At 42.7% G+C, this 17,209-nt stretch carries 15 protein-coding genes; 3 read left to right on the forward strand and 12 right to left on the reverse strand.

From position 1 onward, the window contains the following. Positions 1 to 321: 321 nt before the first annotated feature. The 5 genes from ACJB0T_RS03850 to secD form a co-directional block, all read right to left on the reverse strand. Positions 322 to 720, reverse strand: a complete 399-nt coding sequence (locus ACJB0T_RS03850; protein ID WP_479293976.1) for a magnesium transporter — start codon at positions 718 to 720, stop codon at positions 322 to 324. A gap of 110 nt (positions 721 to 830) precedes the next feature. Further along, complete coding sequence (locus tag ACJB0T_RS03855) at positions 831 to 1,445, reverse strand: magnesium transporter MgtE N-terminal domain-containing protein (protein WP_479293973.1); 615 nt, start codon at positions 1,443 to 1,445, stop codon at positions 831 to 833. A gap of 45 nt (positions 1,446 to 1,490) precedes the next feature. Next, entirely contained in the window at positions 1,491 to 2,147 is a 657-nt protein-coding gene (locus ACJB0T_RS03860) for a DedA family protein (RefSeq protein WP_479293971.1), read from the reverse strand. Between the two features lie 335 nt (positions 2,148 to 2,482). After that, positions 2,483 to 3,385 (reverse strand): protein translocase subunit SecF, encoded by a 903-nt coding sequence (secF, locus tag ACJB0T_RS03865; RefSeq protein WP_479293969.1) that lies wholly within the window; start codon positions 3,383 to 3,385, stop codon positions 2,483 to 2,485. After that, complete coding sequence (gene secD / locus ACJB0T_RS03870; RefSeq protein WP_479293967.1) at positions 3,385 to 5,172, reverse strand: protein translocase subunit SecD; 1,788 nt, start codon at positions 5,170 to 5,172, stop codon at positions 3,385 to 3,387. Before secD ends, secF begins: the two co-directional genes overlap by 1 nt. Positions 5,173 to 5,982: 810 nt before the next feature. Here secD and ACJB0T_RS03875 point away from each other — a divergent pair. The 3 genes from ACJB0T_RS03875 (at position 5,983) to ACJB0T_RS03885 (ending at position 10,124) form a co-directional block, all read left to right on the forward strand. Next, on the forward strand, positions 5,983 to 7,026 hold the full coding sequence (locus ACJB0T_RS03875) for an alpha/beta hydrolase (RefSeq protein WP_479293965.1): 1,044 nt from the start codon (positions 5,983 to 5,985) through the stop codon (positions 7,024 to 7,026). Positions 7,027 to 7,105: 79 nt separating this feature from the next. Beyond that, positions 7,106 to 8,890 carry a mechanosensitive ion channel family protein gene (locus tag ACJB0T_RS03880; protein WP_479293964.1) on the forward strand — a complete coding sequence of 595 codons (1,785 nt, stop codon included), beginning with the start codon at positions 7,106 to 7,108 and terminating at the stop codon, positions 8,888 to 8,890. 83 nt (positions 8,891 to 8,973) lie between these two features. Beyond that, positions 8,974 to 10,124, forward strand: a protein-coding gene (locus ACJB0T_RS03885) for an IS3 family transposase (RefSeq protein WP_479293962.1) whose coding sequence is annotated in 2 segments (ribosomal slippage) — positions 8,974 to 9,217 and positions 9,217 to 10,124 — 1,152 coding nt in all. Because the reading frame shifts where the segments join, the coding sequence is not laid out codon by codon here. Between the two features lie 211 nt (positions 10,125 to 10,335). Here the strand turns inward: ACJB0T_RS03885 and ACJB0T_RS03890 are convergent. The 7 genes from ACJB0T_RS03890 to ACJB0T_RS03920 form a co-directional block, all read right to left on the reverse strand. After that, entirely contained in the window at positions 10,336 to 11,262 is a 927-nt protein-coding gene (locus ACJB0T_RS03890; RefSeq protein WP_479293960.1) for a LysR family transcriptional regulator, read from the reverse strand. Positions 11,263 to 11,377: 115 nt separating this feature from the next. After that, on the reverse strand, positions 11,378 to 12,319 hold the full coding sequence (locus ACJB0T_RS03895) for a LysR family transcriptional regulator (RefSeq protein ID WP_479293958.1): 942 nt from the start codon (positions 12,317 to 12,319) through the stop codon (positions 11,378 to 11,380). A 666-nt stretch (positions 12,320 to 12,985) separates the two neighbouring features. Continuing rightward, positions 12,986 to 13,360 carry a hypothetical protein gene (locus ACJB0T_RS03900; protein WP_479293957.1) on the reverse strand — a complete coding sequence of 125 codons (375 nt, stop codon included), beginning with the start codon at positions 13,358 to 13,360 and terminating at the stop codon, positions 12,986 to 12,988. A 60-nt stretch (positions 13,361 to 13,420) separates the two neighbouring features. After that, positions 13,421 to 13,762 (reverse strand): hypothetical protein, encoded by a 342-nt coding sequence (locus tag ACJB0T_RS03905; protein WP_353499639.1) that lies wholly within the window; start codon positions 13,760 to 13,762, stop codon positions 13,421 to 13,423. 78 nt (positions 13,763 to 13,840) lie between these two features. Next, entirely contained in the window at positions 13,841 to 14,500 is a 660-nt protein-coding gene (locus ACJB0T_RS03910; protein ID WP_353499638.1) for a MarC family NAAT transporter, read from the reverse strand. A 23-nt stretch (positions 14,501 to 14,523) separates the two neighbouring features. Beyond that, positions 14,524 to 15,915, reverse strand: coding sequence for a magnesium transporter (locus tag ACJB0T_RS03915; RefSeq protein ID WP_353499636.1), 1,392 nt, complete (start codon positions 15,913 to 15,915; stop codon positions 14,524 to 14,526). A gap of 190 nt (positions 15,916 to 16,105) precedes the next feature. Then, complete coding sequence (locus ACJB0T_RS03920; RefSeq protein WP_353499635.1) at positions 16,106 to 17,197, reverse strand: calcium:cation antiporter; 1,092 nt, start codon at positions 17,195 to 17,197, stop codon at positions 16,106 to 16,108. Positions 17,198 to 17,209: the final 12 nt, after the last annotated feature.

Consider the following 17,209-nt stretch of genomic DNA (forward strand, 5'->3'; position numbering starts at 1 on the left):
CGGTCGCTTATGAAAAAAGAACCCCGCTAAAAAGCGGGGTTCGTCAGCAATCTGAGCCCGCTTAATGCGGGCTTATTTAATGACGTGTCATAAACTATAGGCGTATCCCCTGTAAAGTGTCTTTATTTAATCCAAAAAATTGAGAAACTAAAAAACGGTGGCGTTCTATCCGGTTAGCCTGTTAGGAAGTTGCGCTACTGTTTTTGCCGAAGGTGAATTAGAAAAGGGTAAGCCATGGTTAAAGTGAGCGTCGCTATCATTGCAACAACAGCAAGTCCTGTCACAACACCTCCATAGACACTCGCCATGCTAGTGTGATTCTCATACGTTGCAATTTGAGCGGCCAAACTGATGATAACCGCTATCGAACCTGGCCCGTATAGTGAAGGAATGGTCAAGAAGTACGAGGGCGCCAATAGGGATCTCTTTTGCTACCACATACAGAAGGTCTTTGGTTGAGATTTGTCCCAAAGATAACTCGCGAATAGATACGGTTACGGATTGATTCCCCGCGGCTCCGGAAAGGTTGGCGACAAGTGGTAACACCGCCGCTAAGACAGCGATTTGCTCTATGATGGGTTCGTATATAGCAATGATTGAAATCGCAGCATAACTTAACGCAACTGAAGGCATTAAAAAGGTGAGTCGACGTAGGTTACGTTTAAGCACTAGCATGGTGCGGGATTCATCTCCCCCGAATACACCAGATTGTTCAAGCATCTGCTGCTTAGAACGTAAATATAGAGCTTCATTAAGATGTTTCTAGCCGACAATGCCAATTTGAAAACCTTGTTCGTCAACGACAGGTATGATGGGGTGCAGCGTTTTATCTAGTGTGCTTTTAATCGTATTTTAAGTCCGCCTAAATAACTGCCTTCTGTGTCGTGTAAGTATACATAGCGCCACTCTAGTCGATCCAAACCGTGTTCTTCATTACTTAATCTAGCGCTCAAGCTGTCGACGGTGGCATCTGAAGGTAGTTTAAGAGTTTCACTCCTGCAAATTCCTCCTGCGTTGTCTTGTCGGTATTTTAAGGCCGCCCGTTCTTCATCTTCCCATATTGTTGGCAGCGCCTGTTTGAGCTGTTTTGTTAGTTCAGTGGGTAGTTCGTTTAGTAGTAATCGACGGTCAGCGGAATGCAGATATTGAAACAACTTAAGGCTCGTGGTGTCAGGTAACTGGCTGAACAGCCATAAAAGCTCAGGATCTGACAAGTGCTCGAGTAAGCTAGCTGCAAGGTTTGGGTTTACTTCGTTTAGTAGAGTCCATGTAGCGATACGTTGTGGGTAAGAGAGGTTTCTTAATACTGAAGGCAGTTCGGAACTCTCCGCCCCGAGTATTGCTTTGTTAAGCTGTTTCGCCTTTCTAGGAGTAAGGCATGCTAGTATTTCCAAATACAACTTTTCCCCACTTTCTGACGAAAAAGCTAAGTTAATTGATGTCATATATGAAACCTTTGACAATGAGTGCGAATATGGTTGCAGCGTTGTCTAATAGGGTATTTTTAGTTGTCGTTTTTTGGTTGCAAGTCGCATGAAAATTGCGATAAATGCAATGATCATCAAAACCAAACTGCCCATCAAAAACCATTTTGTAATGAATTCTTGGTATTGAGAGACGAATGGGTGTCGCATGACCCACTTTCCTAGCAGCAACAAACTGAAGACCCACATAATCGAACTGGTGAAGCTGACGACAAGCGTCCTTATAAAACTGAGTTGTGCAACGCCCATCAGCATTGGGGTCAATACGCGAACGAAGGGAACAAAACGAGAAATGAACAGGGATAAAAATCCAAATTGGTTTAACAGATTTTTGGCTTTGGGTAGCGATTCCGCTGGAAGTGTTTGTTCAGCTTTACGCATGAATTGAGTATTGTGCAGCCAACGCCCTTGAAGGTACGCAACAATACTGCCTAAAAATGCAGCGCTGGTCAGCAGCAGTAGGGCGCTTGAAAAATCAATCGCACCCAAACCCACCATACCCCCAATAAACAACACTAAACCGTCTCCTGGCAGCGGTAAAAAAACAAAACTCGACTCGAGAAAAAGCACGACGCCCAGTAAAAGCAATAAAACGTGCAGTGAGTTCAATTCAAGCAAAGCATCAAAATCTTGCATCCAAATCGCCGATATAATCTCTTGCATGGGAACTCCAAGTTAACATGGGTTCTTGCTGACAATACAAGTACCCTGAAAGTGTTTTAATCAAACACCAGAATGATGTAGGCGGACTGAGATAAGCCCCAGTGAGTAAGTTATCGCCGAACAATTTGAAAAATAGAACGGCAACAATGCCAAGTGGCAGTTCGTTTCAAATTAGATGTTTAAGCTTTTACCTATCAGGCGATAGGCGCAAAGCTATGCGTTTAATCATGTTGCTAACTTAAAGTGAATAGGTGATTTAGCCCATGAATTAGAGAAATTCTTTGTTGCTATCAGACGACTAACAGTCGCCTAATAGCGTTCTAAGTAAGTAAAAGCTAAGGTATGTGTTGAAGGGGTTCAGTTTCTTCCTGTTTATAGTGGATTGGTTTTAAACCCACACGAGTTGGCAATAGCGTACCGATGGAGATAGAGGACCATGTTCCACTGAAAATACCGACGCACAATGCAATGGCAAACCCTTCTAGCGCACTCCCTCCTAATAACCACAATGAAGAGACTGTGACTAAGGTGGTGCCTGATGTGACTAGTGTTCGTGATAAGGTTGACACTATGGACTGGTCGAGAAGGGCATCGGTTTCACCGTCTGGCTTCGCACGAAATACCTCACGGATTCTGTCTGAAATGATGATCGAGTCATTTAGGGAGTAGCCCATGACTGCCAATAACGCAGCTAAAACGGTCAGGTTGAATTCGATGTGAGTCATCGCAAATAGTCCTAGCACAATGACAATGTCATAAACCAACGCCGCAACAGAACCTAGCGCTAATCGCCACTCAAATCGGTAGCTCAAATACAGTAAGGTCAGAACGAAACAAGCCAAAATTGCCAAGCCGCCTTGTTCGACCATTTCCAATCCAACCTGAGGGCCAATCACGCTACTGTTGGCAATATGAAAACTGCTGTCTAGGGGTAATAGTGCTTGGTTTAATGATTCGTGCAAATCTATGTCTGTATCATTGAAACGTAGCTGCCAATACCCCTCGCTGCCTGCAGCAGTTAGTTGTACGTCTTGGCTCAATGCAGAGTCGAGATGAGATTTGAGCACAACTTGAGATACGCTCGGGTTTGTTTGAATATCGGCGACTACACCTCCCGTAAAATCGAGACCCCAATTGAATCCCCTTGCGACGATAGTAGTAATGGAAAGTGTCAATAGAATCAGAGATATTATCGTCATCAATTGACGTATTTTGGTGACGTTAATTGATTTGGTCATTACAGCTTCACCTCGTGTGAGGTGTCTCTTCCCCACAAATAGTTGATAAGAATTCGAGACGCAAATACGCCGGTAAACAAGCTAGTTAATAGTCCTAACCCCAGTGTGATAGCAAAGCCTTGAATCGGACCGTTACCGATTGCATATAAAGCAATGGCGACGATCATGGTGGTGAGGTTGGCATCAAAAATCGAAGAGAATGCACTATCGAAACCTCTGTCTATGGCTTGAGCAAAGTTTCTGCCTTCTCGCATTTTGTCTTTGATGCGCTCAAAGATAAGTACGTTGGTGTCGACTGCCATCCCCACGGTGAGTACTAACCCTGCGATGCCGGGAAGCGTGAGCACTGCTCCTGGAATGAGCGCTAACAGACCAAACAGGCACACTAAGTTGATCGTCAGTGCCGTGTTCGCAACCCAACCAAGGCGTCGATACCAACAGGCGATGAACAGCAAAGTAAAACCCAGCCCCAAGGCGAGTGCCGCAAACCCATTTTTGACGTTTTCAGCGCCTAGCGTTGGCCCTATTGTTCTTTCTTCAACGATTGTGACTGGAGCTGTCAGCGAGCCAGCTCTCAATAGAAGAGCAAGTTCTTGCGCATCTTGCATCGAGCCTACGCCAGTGATTCGAAAGCGATTACCCAGCGTAGACTGAATTGTTGCAACACTGATGACTTCGCTTTGTTCAATGGAATGCCCTGTCTCTGACTGGCTGTATTCGCTGTACAGAGTCGCCATTGGATTGCCGATATTACTGCGTGAGTGATTAGTCATCAGTCGTCCACCCGTGCTATTAAGCGTAATATTAACTTCAGGTGTGCCCATTTCTCCTAGGCTGGCACGAGCATCAATAATATGTTCGCCTCCTAAGATGCTGTTTCTATGAAGAAGGACAGGCCGACCATCTTGGTCATTGACGACTTTCGTTCGTGCGCTGGCATTCGGTTCCACATGATAGAACGCTAATGATGCCGTGGCGCCGATAATGTTTTTTGCTGAAGTTGGATCTTGGACGCCCGGTAGTTCGATACGAATTCGATTTTCACCTTGGCGCTGAACGACGGCTTCCGTGATCCCTAACTCTTCGATACGGCCTCGCATGGTTTGAAGGTTTTGTGTCACGGTGAGAGTTCGAATTGAACGCCTTTCCTCCTCATTCATTGAGATTACTAAGCGCTCCCCCGATTGACTCAGAGTCCAATTAGGATGCTGTGTTCTTAAGTGAGCTCGAATATCCCCCAATTGTGCTTCGTTATATTGAGTAATACTCACTTCACCGCTTTCTACACTAGCGCGTACACGAAATTCCTGGCGAAGATCGTCGATCACCGATTGTGCGTGAGCATTTAAAACGGGGGTGAGGTCGACGTCTAAGAGAAACTGAACGCCACCACGAAGATCTAACCCTAATTTGATCGGCTGAAAACCAAGCGAGGTTAGCCAAGAAGGCGCGGCAGGTTCGAGTGTGAGGGCAACGGTCTCCGATGGTTGAATAAACTCAGACATTAATGTTTGTGCTGGAGCTTGCTGCCCACTTGAAGAAAAGGTCACGACAAACATATCGTTTGCTTCATGAACGCTGTGAACATCGATATCGTTATCCACTAAATAGCGATAGATGTTATCTGGACGTGCCGAGTGCGTATGGTTTGAAATGTGTAAAGCTTCACGTTCGCCAAATGCAGAAGGTAGGGCGCTGAGCAGCATCAGTGCGACAGACAGTGCAAGAACGATGACTTTCCATTTAGCTGAATAATTTATGGGTGCGGTTGAACGCTTTAACTTCATGTTGGTTACATCTTATTGATTAGTAAATAAATAGCGCCGAGTCTATTTGTTAAATAAACACCGTAATTCTTTACGTAAGAGTTGAACCTAAGGGTTTCGAAAGGATATCGATGGCGCTTTAGATTCTATCGATAAACCTAACTGTTGGTTGTCGAGCCATATTAGTTTCTTTATTGCTTTTCACTATGGTTTTGAGAAATTCATATTTGGTTTGTCACAAAATTTGTATATGAATTTCTATAATTCCTATCGACGAACTGAGTTGATCCAAAAGGTTAAATAGTAACTTGAAGTTTGAACAGTGAGTTCGCTCTGAACGCGGCATCAAATTTACGCCAATTAACGAGTGTCAACCAGTTGTATGCTGAGGGTGTGATCCGTCACTCATACAATAGAAATACCTGATTTCAGACAGTAAGTGCGACAATCATAAAAGTTCCACTCAAAAATTAAAAATCTTTATTTTTTAATGACTAAAGCTTGAATCCACCCTTTTTACTTCCATAAGACTCACACCTTTCACTAGAGTTACATCAACTCGTCATACGAGTAGCAAGGAAGAAGAAGAATACGAGATAGCTACTAAACGTTAATATAAGGGCTAGATACTTCATTGAATAATCTCTGTGATAAAAGATAGGTTTGTTATATCAGACCTCACGTTGAAGTTGGACGAATTTGAGAAATTCTCTTTTGGATTGAGCTCAAAGGCAAAACTGAATTTCTCTAATTCGTCGCCAGAACACCAATTAATGTGAAAAATAACACTCAACAAATCAAACAAATCAAACAAACTATATTGAGTGGAACATGATGAAAAGATACGTCACAAAAACCGTTACTACCCTATCTCTTGCTGGACTAATGACCGCATCTGCTGTTGCAAGTGTCACTATGGAAAAGCGCCAAGTTCCAACACCAGCTGGCGTCTCCAGTAGTTTTGCCGCCATTGTGGATCAGAAAGTGTATTCAATGGGCATTCCGACGCCCTCTACAACAGAAGAATGGCTTACTGCCCGTGAAATGTTTGATGCGCCACAAGCTAAAGTCGCTATTGAAGCGGCAGAAAGACTTGGTGTTAACTACGAAAGAAAATCTTTTGCTGGCGTTGATACCTACTTTGTAACCCCTAAAAATATTGACTCTCAATATCAAGATCGCTGGCTAGTGCACATTCATGGTGGTGCATTTGTATTCGGTGGCGACGATGCAGCTTTACGCGAAGCCATTTGGATGGCTGACGGACTAAATGCTAAGGTCATTTCTGTCAATTACCGTCAACCACCAGAGCACCCTTTCCCTGCAGCTATCGATGATGCGGTTGCGGTATGGAAGGAACTCATGAAAACTCAACCTGCAGAAAAGACCGCTATCTTTGGTACTAGTGCTGGAGGAAACCTCACACTAGCAACAACACTCAAACTCAAAGAGCTCGAGCTACCACTGCCAGGCGCTCTGTTTGCTGGCACACCGGCCACTGACCTAAAAGAGACGTCGGATTCATGGATTACGTTACAAGGCCTAGATCCATTAGGCTCTCGTGATGGACTTATTGAGGCGGCCTTTGATGTCTACGCCGGTGAAACGCCCCTAGATAACCCACTGCTATCGCCAGTCTATGGTGATGTCCATGACTTTCCACCTACTATCTTAATTTCAGGTACACGAGATCTACTGCTCAGTGACACAGTCCGAATGCACCGTACTTTGCGAGCTAACAATGTCGATGCAGAACTCCACATCTATGACGGTCAATCACATGGTGACTACATTCAGGGATTAATCCATGACTTCCCTGAGTCAGATGATGCGATGGCAGAGCTCTCGCGCTTTTTCGAAAATCACCTAAAGTAACTTAATAGCCTTGCGCTAACTGGAGCAGACCTTCCTGCTCCAGTTTTTGGGTTTTGAACGTCACTAGCAGGAACACGTTATGTCCCTTTCAACACGACTAGTTTGGATCTTGATATTACTGTTGCTTATTGGGAGTAATCAGGCTTTTGCACACAAGCCCCCTGAACTTGCCAACACAGCTTCGCCAAAAGCCACTGTTGAAAGCTTTCTCTCCGCGTCCAACGAATTAATTAACTACTGGCAACAGGAAAAGTTAAGAACCAACGAGGCTGATCGTGCTCTGGCTCAAGTCATACGTACAATGGACTTGTCTATGGTGCCTAATCGAACACGACAAGTTGTTGTCATGGAGCGGATCTTATTACTAAGAGAGGTGCTAGACAGATTTAACGAAGATGTTTTCGATCAACTTCCTGACGATACTAGTAATGAATACTGGCGCTTCGAAAATACCGATATCTCATTGATTAAAATCGATTCTGGAGAGCGTGCGGGCCAATATGTATTTTCACCTATCACGATACAACAGTTACCACGTTGGTATCGAATCATGGAGCCTATCGCCTACGCTTTGCCTGATAGGCCAAACTATTATCAAAGCTTCATACACTCACCAGGCCCTTTGCTTTCAAAGGCATTCATAGAGCGTTTACCTTACTCTGCTCATCAACTTTACGGCCCGATCCCCTTGTGGCAATGGGTCGCTGTGTTCTCTGTACTCATTATTTGTTTCACCGCACTGAAGTTAAGTATCTATCTCGGTAGGAAGTGGAACCAACATTGGGAGCAAAAGAACATTAAGTGGAAGGTGGGAAAACTGATTTCACTCGTCAGCTGTGGCTTCATTCTATTTATTACCCGCCAAGTTATTGATCAAGGTATATGGTTAACAGGTGGGTTCTATCAGTTTCTAACAACGTGTTTCTTTTTAGCCCAGTTCTACTTCACCTCATGGCTAATCATGGCACTGTTTAAATACTTTGCCGCCCTCTATGCATACAACAAACATAATGGGAAGAATGTTGATTCATCCCTAATTACCGTCTTATCGCGTATATTTGGTGGACTCACCATTGTCATATTGGGTATTTACGTCATCGAGTATATGGGATTTTCTATCTCACCACTTTTAGCGGGTATTGGTGTGGGTGGTTTGGCTGTCGCTTTAGCTATTCGACCTGTACTTGAAAATGTCATTAACGGTCTAACGCTCTACGCTGATGGTGGAATAAAGATTGGTGAGTTATGTCGCTACGGTGACAAATTAGGAACCATAGAAAGCATCGGCCTACGCTCGACTCGCATACGCACATTAGAGCGCTCCCTAATTACCATCCCCAACTCAGAATTTGCCAACATGGAGATTGATAACTTAGAACGACGCGATAAACGGCGTATGGAGCATACATTACGAGTGCGCCCCGAGCTCAGTCAGTCACAGCTTAAAGTTCTTATTGTTAGTATTCGACGACTGCTTCTTCAGCATCCAGAAACAGAAGAAGAACCAATACGTGTGAGATTCTGTGGCGTAGGTGAATTTGCCCTACTTATCAACCTAGTGTGCTACATCCGCTGCAGAGACAACGAAGAGTTCTTATCGATACAAGAAGATATTCTCTTCCTAGTTACGCAGCAAATTGACGCGGTTGGGGCTCAGCTCGCTTTCTCCAACCAATATCAGCTTGCTGGTAAACTCGCGGCAACAGATAGTGAACTCAAGGAGAAAGCGGAACAGACAATCAGTCAGTGGCATGACGCCAACAATTACCCCTTCCCTGACTTCAGTTACGAGTATAAATACGAAATAAAGAATAGTACTGTGTTTCCTGCCAAAACTGCAGCAACCAGAAAAGATGGAGCATAAATTTGATGCATCGATGAATTTTGATCCGCACCAGCAGTTTTGGACACCGAGTTAAGTGAGTACAATCACTAACGAGGTGAATCATGACAAGCAAGAAAAAACGTATTATCCACTCCCCTGAATTTAAAGCAGAGGCTCTGAAGCTAGCAGAGAAAGTCGGGGTAGCTGCGACAGCGAAGCAACTATCGTTACACGAATCCCAGATCTATGGTTGGCGTAAGGCAGCTAAGAGCGACACCAGTACCAGTCAGCGAGAAAAAGAGCTAGCCGCAGAAGTAGCCAAACTCAAAAGGCAATTGGCTGAACAGGCTGAGGAGCTAGATATTGTAAAAAAGGCCGCCACCTACTTCGCGAAAAACCTAAAGTAGAATGTTACGAATTCATGCTCGAACACCTGTTGAGTTTCAGCGTGGCCCGTATGGCTAAGGTGTTCGGCGTTTCACGAAGTGGGTTTTATTACTGGATTAAGCATCGCCACAAGGCCATCCAGCGAGAGGTAACTCGCCAAGAACTTGATACGAAGGTCAAAGAGGCTTTTGATAATAGCAAAGGCCGTGATGGCTCAAGGCGCATCCAGAAAGAGCTGTCTGAAAACGGTGACAACCGCAATGTTAAAACCATAGCCGCCAGTATGAAACGACAAGATTTAACACCGAAAGCGGCACGTAAGTTTAAGTGCACGACGGACAGCAAACATACTATGCCAGTTGCTCCGAACCTGCTAGCTCAAGATTTTAACGCGGAGGCTCCGAATCAAAAGTGGGCGGGAGATATCACCTATGTGGCTACAAGCGAAGGCTGGCTGTATTTGGCGGTAATTAATGACCTTTATTCAAGGCAAGTTGTCGGTTGGTCTATGAATACACGAATGACGGCGACTCTGGTCTGTGATGCATTATCAATGGCCTTGTTCCGTCGTAATTTTCCTGAGCAAGTTATCGTTCATAGTGACCGAGGTAGCCAGTACTGCTCAAAAGATTATAGAGACATGATAACTGCTTACAATCTAAAGCAAAGTATGAGTAGGAAAGGAAATTGCTGGGACAATGCTTGTGTTGAAAGCTTTTTCCATTCAATGAAAGTTGAAGCGATCCAGTATGAACCGATCATGACGCGAGACGAGATGCGCCAAACAATCTTTGAATACATAGAGGTTGATTATAATCGTACAAGAAGGCACAGTGCTCTTGGGTATCTAAGCCCAGTTAACTTTGAACAGCAAAATGTCGCTTAATGCAGTGTCCAGTCTTGCTGAAGCAGATCAAACACAAGGATGTAAAGACAGATGACAATGATAGAGTAAATAACTTCTTCTTGTTGTTTGATCAGGTTGCACCAAGCAAAACCCAGCTAATTCCTGCCTCTGAGGTAAACTAACTCAGCTCAGGGCTTTTTCATAGCGAATCATGGTTTTCCAATTATAGCGAGACACTCGCACCCACAAGCTACTCTGGTTGCCTCACACTATCAAAATAGGTTTGCATGGTTTGATGGAGTAACTGATTTAACGGATAACCTCGTTTAGTTTGTAAATAGCCGCCGCATATATTGGCATGCTGCATCTCTTTAGGAATTGCTGGAAGAGGGTAAGAAGCAAGTCCATCTTGCAGCTCCAGCATATAGCTACTGCCAAACAATATTGCATCGGAATTGGCAATTTTATTTAGCAGAACTTTAACACTATGAGTTGTCATTGAAATGTTGGCCTGATACCCCTTAGCCCGATATAGATCTTCGATCGGGGCACGCTTGGTATTAATACCATCAAACACAATTCGCACCACAGGCAGCTCATGAATCGCCTCCCAATCACTGGTAGTCGACAAAGTCGGGTGATTTTCTCTAGCGATGAGACTCAGTTTAATACGGTGCAGGTGATGTAGGTAAATTTCCTGGGGTAATGGGTAAGCATCAAACTGGATCAAATAATCAATGTTGCCCTTGAGTACTTCGCCAAGTGAATCATCTTGCCAATAGATAAAGTGAAAACGCGCTTTTGGCAATGCTTCACGTAACGCTTCAAAAATGCCAACACCATACGTTTCAATGAAATAGATTTGCATAGCGATCGTTACATCGCCCTCAAATTCAAGAGAGTCAAAGTTCTGAAAAGACTCGACCACTTTTTCAATAGGTGAGTACATAGAATCGGCCGCTTCGGCGAGCTTTTCTGCCAATTCAGATGGTTCTACACCATGAGCTTTACGGATAAAGAGTTGGTCACCAAACACTTCTCTTAACTTGGCAAGACCACGGCTTACGCTGGTTTGTGATATTCCTAACTGGCTGGCAGCTGTGTGAGTGTTTTTTGTCTCAACCACAGCTTTCAATAACTTCAATAAATTGAGGTCTAAATTCTTGATATCTTTCATCCGTTCTGCAATCCCTTACCAACCTACTCCATTCACTATGATTGAAATAAATGAAGGGATCAATTAAATATCAACAGAATGTTAATAACTCGATGAGTTAGCTGATTAAGACGCCTCAATGGCAAGAGGGGCACGTTGGCTGAACAACGTCTTTAAAGTAGCCCTGTATTGTTTGGTGCAACAATTGATTAAGAGGAAAGCCACGTTTTGAATGCAAGTAGCCGCCATTCACTCTGACCGTTTTGAACTCTTCAGGTGTAGAGGGTAATGAGTAGCATATCAAACTTGGATCATCATCGATCATAAAGCTACTCCCAAAGCACACTGCATCTGACTTTCGAAGCTTATCAAGCAGCACAGGTATACTATGCGTCGCTAAGGTCACGTTAGCTTCATAACCCTTCGACCGATAGAGGTCTTCTACAGGAGCTCGCATAGAATTCAAGCCATCGATGATAATGCGAGTCACAGGAAGGTGATTGATTTCAGCCCAATCATTCGTGTAGCTCAACACAGGGTGATCTTTACGAGCAATGAGACTGAGTTTGATATCTTTTAATGTATGTAAATAGACTTCTTGTGGCAGAGGCATCTCTTCAAAATGAAGTACATAGTCAACATTACCACTAAGTAGATCCAAGAGAGTGTTCTCTTGCCAATAGAGCATTTTGAATTTCGCCTTTGGTAGCACAAGTTTCAGTGCGTCAAACATACCCGCACCAAACTGGTCTAACAAAAAAACGCTCATCGCCACCTTAACTTCACCAGTAAACTCGGAAGGCTCAAAGTCGTGATAGGACTCAAGCACTTTAACAATAGGTGTCAACATATCGCTTGATGCTTCCGCTAGCTTTTCAGCCAACTCTGACGGTTCTACACCGTGAGGTTTACGTACAAAGAGTTGCTCACCAAATGTCTCTTTTAGCTTTGTCACCCCTCGACTAACGGTAGTCTGAGAAATCCCTAACTGACTTGCCGCATAATGTGTATTTTGCGTTTCAACGACAGCTTTCAATATTTTAAGAAGATTGAGATCTATTTTATCAAGCTCTACCATTTAGGACCTTTTGCTGATTTTGTTGCATTACCGTTGGATTCTTACATTAATGCAACAACCATACTACCGAACGAGAAATATACGCAGCGATTATAATTCAACCAACCTTTATTACAACTAATTTGGTATTAAAGATTGATAGGTAACGACAAGACCTTATAGTAAGCATGGTTAAATAGCGAAATCTGGCTCACTTATGTAAATTGGCAACACTCAATAAGCCAGATTTAAGCTACTGACATTTAATATCATTGTATCAAAATATAACAATTACTATAAAACTGAACATCTCGTAGACGTTCTAGGAGGCAACTGAGTATTTCCTTTAGTACTCAATGCATAAAAATTATAAACAACCACTTTTTCGTCTCCATGGTGGGTTAGGAGCCAAGTTCTCTTTGAATTATTCTCAGATCTATTTACCAGATACAACCCTGTATCTAGTTCATGGTTACTTCGTGTCACTGCCACCATTTGTTGCTCGTTAGCTCTCGATTTAACAATCATAGAGTTATCACTGATTATAAACTGCTGTTTTCTACCATTATTATTACACTCAACAACCCCTGAAAATTCAGAATCAAATGCGAGCGCGGACGATGATATAAGAGACAGCATTACTATTAATCTCTTCATTCAACCTCTACTAGCAATATGCTTCAATTATCACTTCTCAGCCAAATTGCAAACCTGACGAACAAACCAACGAATATCCTCAATTTCGCACTCTGTATAGTCAATGAAGATAATGTCTCTTGATTTGTTTTCCATCACCGGTTTACCTAAAGTAATATGCTCAACACACATCACACCTCGACTTGGAATGACATACAACTCACATGCTGTATCTTCACTGTCTTCCTGACCCTCAACACTGTAACCATCTCGTAAAGACAAATTTATTAACGTTAAACGTTTTTTATCTTTAAATTCAACTGATCTGAGTTCCTGTTTAGAAGGTGGCAAAATAAAGTCAAAATCAACATTAGAATTGTATAGTTCAAAGGTCATTAAAGCCATAACCTTATTAAAAGCAAACATATCTCTCTCCAAAATGCGTAGTTAATAGAGAATTCATTCCACAAAAAAATTAATAATTCACTAGCCGTAAAACCTATCAAAAACCTGACGATTTAATATATATCCATCTTGTTCGTAATGATAAGATAACAACATAAACTTGCCATCCTTTATACAACGTTTTCGGTCGTTAGAAATCTTGTAGGACCTGCTGCAAAATCGCTCAACATATTCAAATTGTTCAGGTAATCCTAGACCATCAAACTCTTCTTTTTTCGAGTATAAGTTATCTAGCCACATAGTTTGCTCTAACTTTGTCACTTCCCTAACAATGCGCTCTTGCTTTTTGGTTGGTGAAAAATACGTATAAGAAGCTATTCCAAACACCAACGCTATTGAGCCAATAAAGAATATACCTTTCACTATTCTAATTACTCCTATATAAAACTTATTTTTGATAGGGCAACACCTTCGACTGCCCTAATTATTCAATGTGTCATTTCACTGCCAAGCGAGAAGTTCATTAATTTCTAAAACGATTTCCTGAACACCAAGCGTAAAAAACTGAACTCCCATACAAATTAGTAAAAATCCCATAATCCGAGTAAAGGCATCAATCCCATTTTGTCCTAAAGCTCTAAGCAGTGGATATGCCATTGTTAAAGTAAACGTTGCTATCAGCGTTACAACACCCAGCCCGGCTACTACACCTGTATAAACGCTGACTATGCTATCGTGGTCTTCGTAACTAGCGATTTGCGCTGCCAAACTGATAACCATCGCCATCGAACCTGGCCCACAAAGTGACGGTATCGTTAAAGGGACCAATGCGATTGAGTCTTGCCCTGGACTATTCCCATCACTCTTTGCGCTTGGAAACAACATATTGAAACCAATAACCAAGATAATGATGCCACCGCCGAGTCGGAGACTTGGGATAGAAATACTAAATAACTCGAGAACTGATGCTCCAATAAAAAAAGTAATGCATAAGGCAATGAATAAGTAAACGCCGGCAGTCTTCGCCTGCGTTACCATATAATTTCGGTCTCGTCCCTTGCTTAGCCCCAAAAGAATGGTTGCCGCTGACGGTGGATTCATAATTGGCAAAAGACCCAAGACCGTTAACGTCATGTATGTAATAAAAGTTTCAATTTGCATATAAGCACCAGTTATTTCGTTGTCTATAATAAAAACATCTGAGCAAGATAAAGTACGCTGAAGAATGATATAGCATCCGTTAGCGTAGTTAGTATTGGGCTAGATAACATAGCTGGATCTAGGTTGAACCGCTTCAATATAAGGGGTAGGGAGCCACCAATCATGACAGCAAAAGTAGAGGAAAAGGAATACGCTAAACCAATAAAAAGTGGTAATCCAATAACTTCCCCACTTTGAGTTAGATAAGTGAGTAACGCAAGAACGCTGCCGATCAATATGCCATTTACAACACCTATTGGTATTTCTTTAGCAACAACATATAAAACATCCTTGGCAGAAATCTGACCTGTTGACAGCTCTCTAATGGATACGGCTACCGCTTGATTGCCAGCTGCCCCAGACAAATTGGCGACAAGTGGTAATATTGCAGCTAAAACCGCGATTTTTTCAATGATTGGCTCATAAGCTGCGATAATCGACACGGCAGCATAACTCAGCACTACTGATGGCAATAGAAAGGCCAGCCTACGTAAATTCCGCTTGATGGTAGGCATCGTTCGAAATTCATCTCCCCCTAATACACCAGACTGCTCAAGTAACTGTTGTTTTGACCGTTCATACAGTGCTTCATTAAGGTGTTTAAAGCCCACAACCCCTATTTGAAAACCAAAGTCATCGATAACAGGAATAACCGCATGCAAAGTAGTATCTAGAGTACTTTTGATCGCCGTTAAATCTGACTCAGGAGAAATCACTGGGATAGAAGGGTCAAGACTGTTTTTGAGCACGGAACCACCTGGAAGGGAAATAACATCGCGGATCTTTAAACCTCCTACATAGTTCCCTTCCTGGTCGTGCAAATAGACATAACGCCATTCCAATCGCTCTAAGTTCTGCTCTTCCGCGTTTAAAATCTCTCCTAAGGTTTCGATCGTGGCACTATCGGGCATCTTTAGGATTTCACTCTTACAAATTCCACCCGCCGAGTCCGAAGCATAATTTAAGGCCGCTCGTTCTTCATTCTTCCACGCTTGAGGTAACGAACGTTTTAGCTGTTGTTGGAGATCGTACGGCAATTCATTGATCAAAATACGGCGATCACCAGAGCGTAGGTGATGAAACATACTAAGCGTCGTCTCTACCGGTAACTGGCTAATTAGGCTTACCAACTCATTATCAGAAAAATGGTCAAGGAGATTTGCGGCCAGTGAGGCGTCGATGCCCGCTAATAGTGTCCAAACCGCAACTCGCTCACCATTGGTAAGTTTATTCACTACAGAAGAAAGCTGTATAGATTCTGCTTTGTTTAGATAACCGCATAGTTTCTTACTATTCTTAGTCGAAATACAATCAAGCACTGAATAGTACAGCTTTTCTGCTTCCTCGGTAGGAAAAGGTAAGCTTATTAATGTCATTATTATAATCCAATATACTCATGTAACAGCCCATTAGATCACATTTCTAATAATTCAGTAAAAATATAACTAAAGGCAAGCGTTCAATAATGGCAGAATTAAAATTTATCGTTAATGGCCAAGTTATCTACCCATACTATTTCAATAGATAGTAAATGAGGAGTTACTCAGCCTTATTAACGATACTTATCTAGTCAAACATCAAAATAATATAGGCGAAAAACAGTATTAAGTGTGTTGCACCATTAAGTGAGTTAGTTCGACCACTACTAAAGCTGACGCTGGTCATCAGTAACGTCGCACCAAGTAACACTGTTTCAGCAGGAGCTAAGCCTAACCTAATAGGCTCATTCATCACGCCAGAGATGAGTAATACAGCAGGTACAGTCAGTGCGATTGTCGCTAGCACTGATCCAAAGAACAAGTTCATCGCTCTCTGCAGTTGATTGGTCACCGCTGCCTTAACGGCTCCGACAGCTTCAGGAGCAAGGATAATCAAGGCTACAATCAAGCCCCCCAATGCCGCGGGAGCACCCATCACAGTAATACCATCGTTAATTGGCATCGCGAGACTTTTTGCCAGCAAGATAACAACAAGAAGATAGCTCACTAACATGATGGTATGAAAAACATTGCTATGTAACGGACCGTGATGCTCGTGCTCATCTTCATGATCAGCATCAATAAAATAATTGGAATGACTGCGTGTTTGAACGAATAGGAATACCGCATATAAAGCAATGGAGGCAAGTACCAAAGTCCAAGTCAAGCTTATCGACATATTTCCTAAGGCGTCCATACTGGTATAGTTAGGTAGCACTAAACAAAGTAATGAAAGTGGAATAATAGCAACCAAGTACGCTTTAATGCCATCAAGGTTGTAAGTTTGAGTATGGTATTTCATACCGCCTATCAGTAGCGTAATACCCACAAAACCGTTGAGAACTGCCATGACTACAGCAAACATGGTATCTCTTGCGAGATAAGGATTTGATTCGCCTGTGAGCATTACTGAGGAGACCATTATCACTTCAAGCAAGACAACCGACAACGTTAGAATCAACGTTCCATAAGGGTCACCAAGTTTTATAGCTAATGCATCCGAATGACGTACCACTGAAAAGATGGCAACCATCACTACATAAAACAGTATACCCGTTGTAATTACGTAGCTTAAAGGTGCTAATCCGCCGGACAGTAATCCATCACCAACCAGCTTAAAAAATAGAACTGCGAGAATACCTATTAAAAGTTTATATTCTTGTTTTATTAAGTTAAGCATTAAGTAAAGCCC

This window comes from Vibrio sp. CB1-5 (assembly GCF_059412285.1).

Bases quoted from the DNA above. Each gene is read 5' to 3' on its own strand.
- ACJB0T_RS03895 (WP_479293958.1), bottom strand. From the start codon at position 12,319: ATGGTAGAGCTTGATAAAATAGATCTCAATCTTCTTAAAATATTGAAA.
- ACJB0T_RS03900 (WP_479293957.1), bottom strand. From the start codon at position 13,360: ATGTTTGCTTTTAATAAGGTTATGGCTTTAATGACCTTTGAACTATAC.
- ACJB0T_RS03875 (WP_479293965.1), top strand. From the start codon at position 5,983: ATGATGAAAAGATACGTCACAAAAACCGTTACTACCCTATCTCTTGCT.
- secD (WP_479293967.1), bottom strand. From the start codon at position 5,172: ATGAAGTTAAAGCGTTCAACCGCACCCATAAATTATTCAGCTAAATGG.
- ACJB0T_RS03860 (WP_479293971.1), bottom strand. From the start codon at position 2,147: ATGCAAGAGATTATATCGGCGATTTGGATGCAAGATTTTGATGCTTTG.
- ACJB0T_RS03920 (WP_353499635.1), bottom strand. From the start codon at position 17,197: ATGCTTAACTTAATAAAACAAGAATATAAACTTTTAATAGGTATTCTC.
- secF (WP_479293969.1), bottom strand. From the start codon at position 3,385: ATGACCAAATCAATTAACGTCACCAAAATACGTCAATTGATGACGATA.
- ACJB0T_RS03855 (WP_479293973.1), bottom strand. From the start codon at position 1,445: ATGACATCAATTAACTTAGCTTTTTCGTCAGAAAGTGGGGAAAAGTTG.
- ACJB0T_RS03850 (WP_479293976.1), bottom strand. From the start codon at position 720: ATGCTTGAACAATCTGGTGTATTCGGGGGAGATGAATCCCGCACCATG.
- ACJB0T_RS03910 (WP_353499638.1), bottom strand. From the start codon at position 14,500: ATGCAAATTGAAACTTTTATTACATACATGACGTTAACGGTCTTGGGT.
- ACJB0T_RS03890 (WP_479293960.1), bottom strand. From the start codon at position 11,262: ATGAAAGATATCAAGAATTTAGACCTCAATTTATTGAAGTTATTGAAA.
- ACJB0T_RS03915 (WP_353499636.1), bottom strand. From the start codon at position 15,915: ATGACATTAATAAGCTTACCTTTTCCTACCGAGGAAGCAGAAAAGCTG.
- ACJB0T_RS03880 (WP_479293964.1), top strand. From the start codon at position 7,106: ATGTCCCTTTCAACACGACTAGTTTGGATCTTGATATTACTGTTGCTT.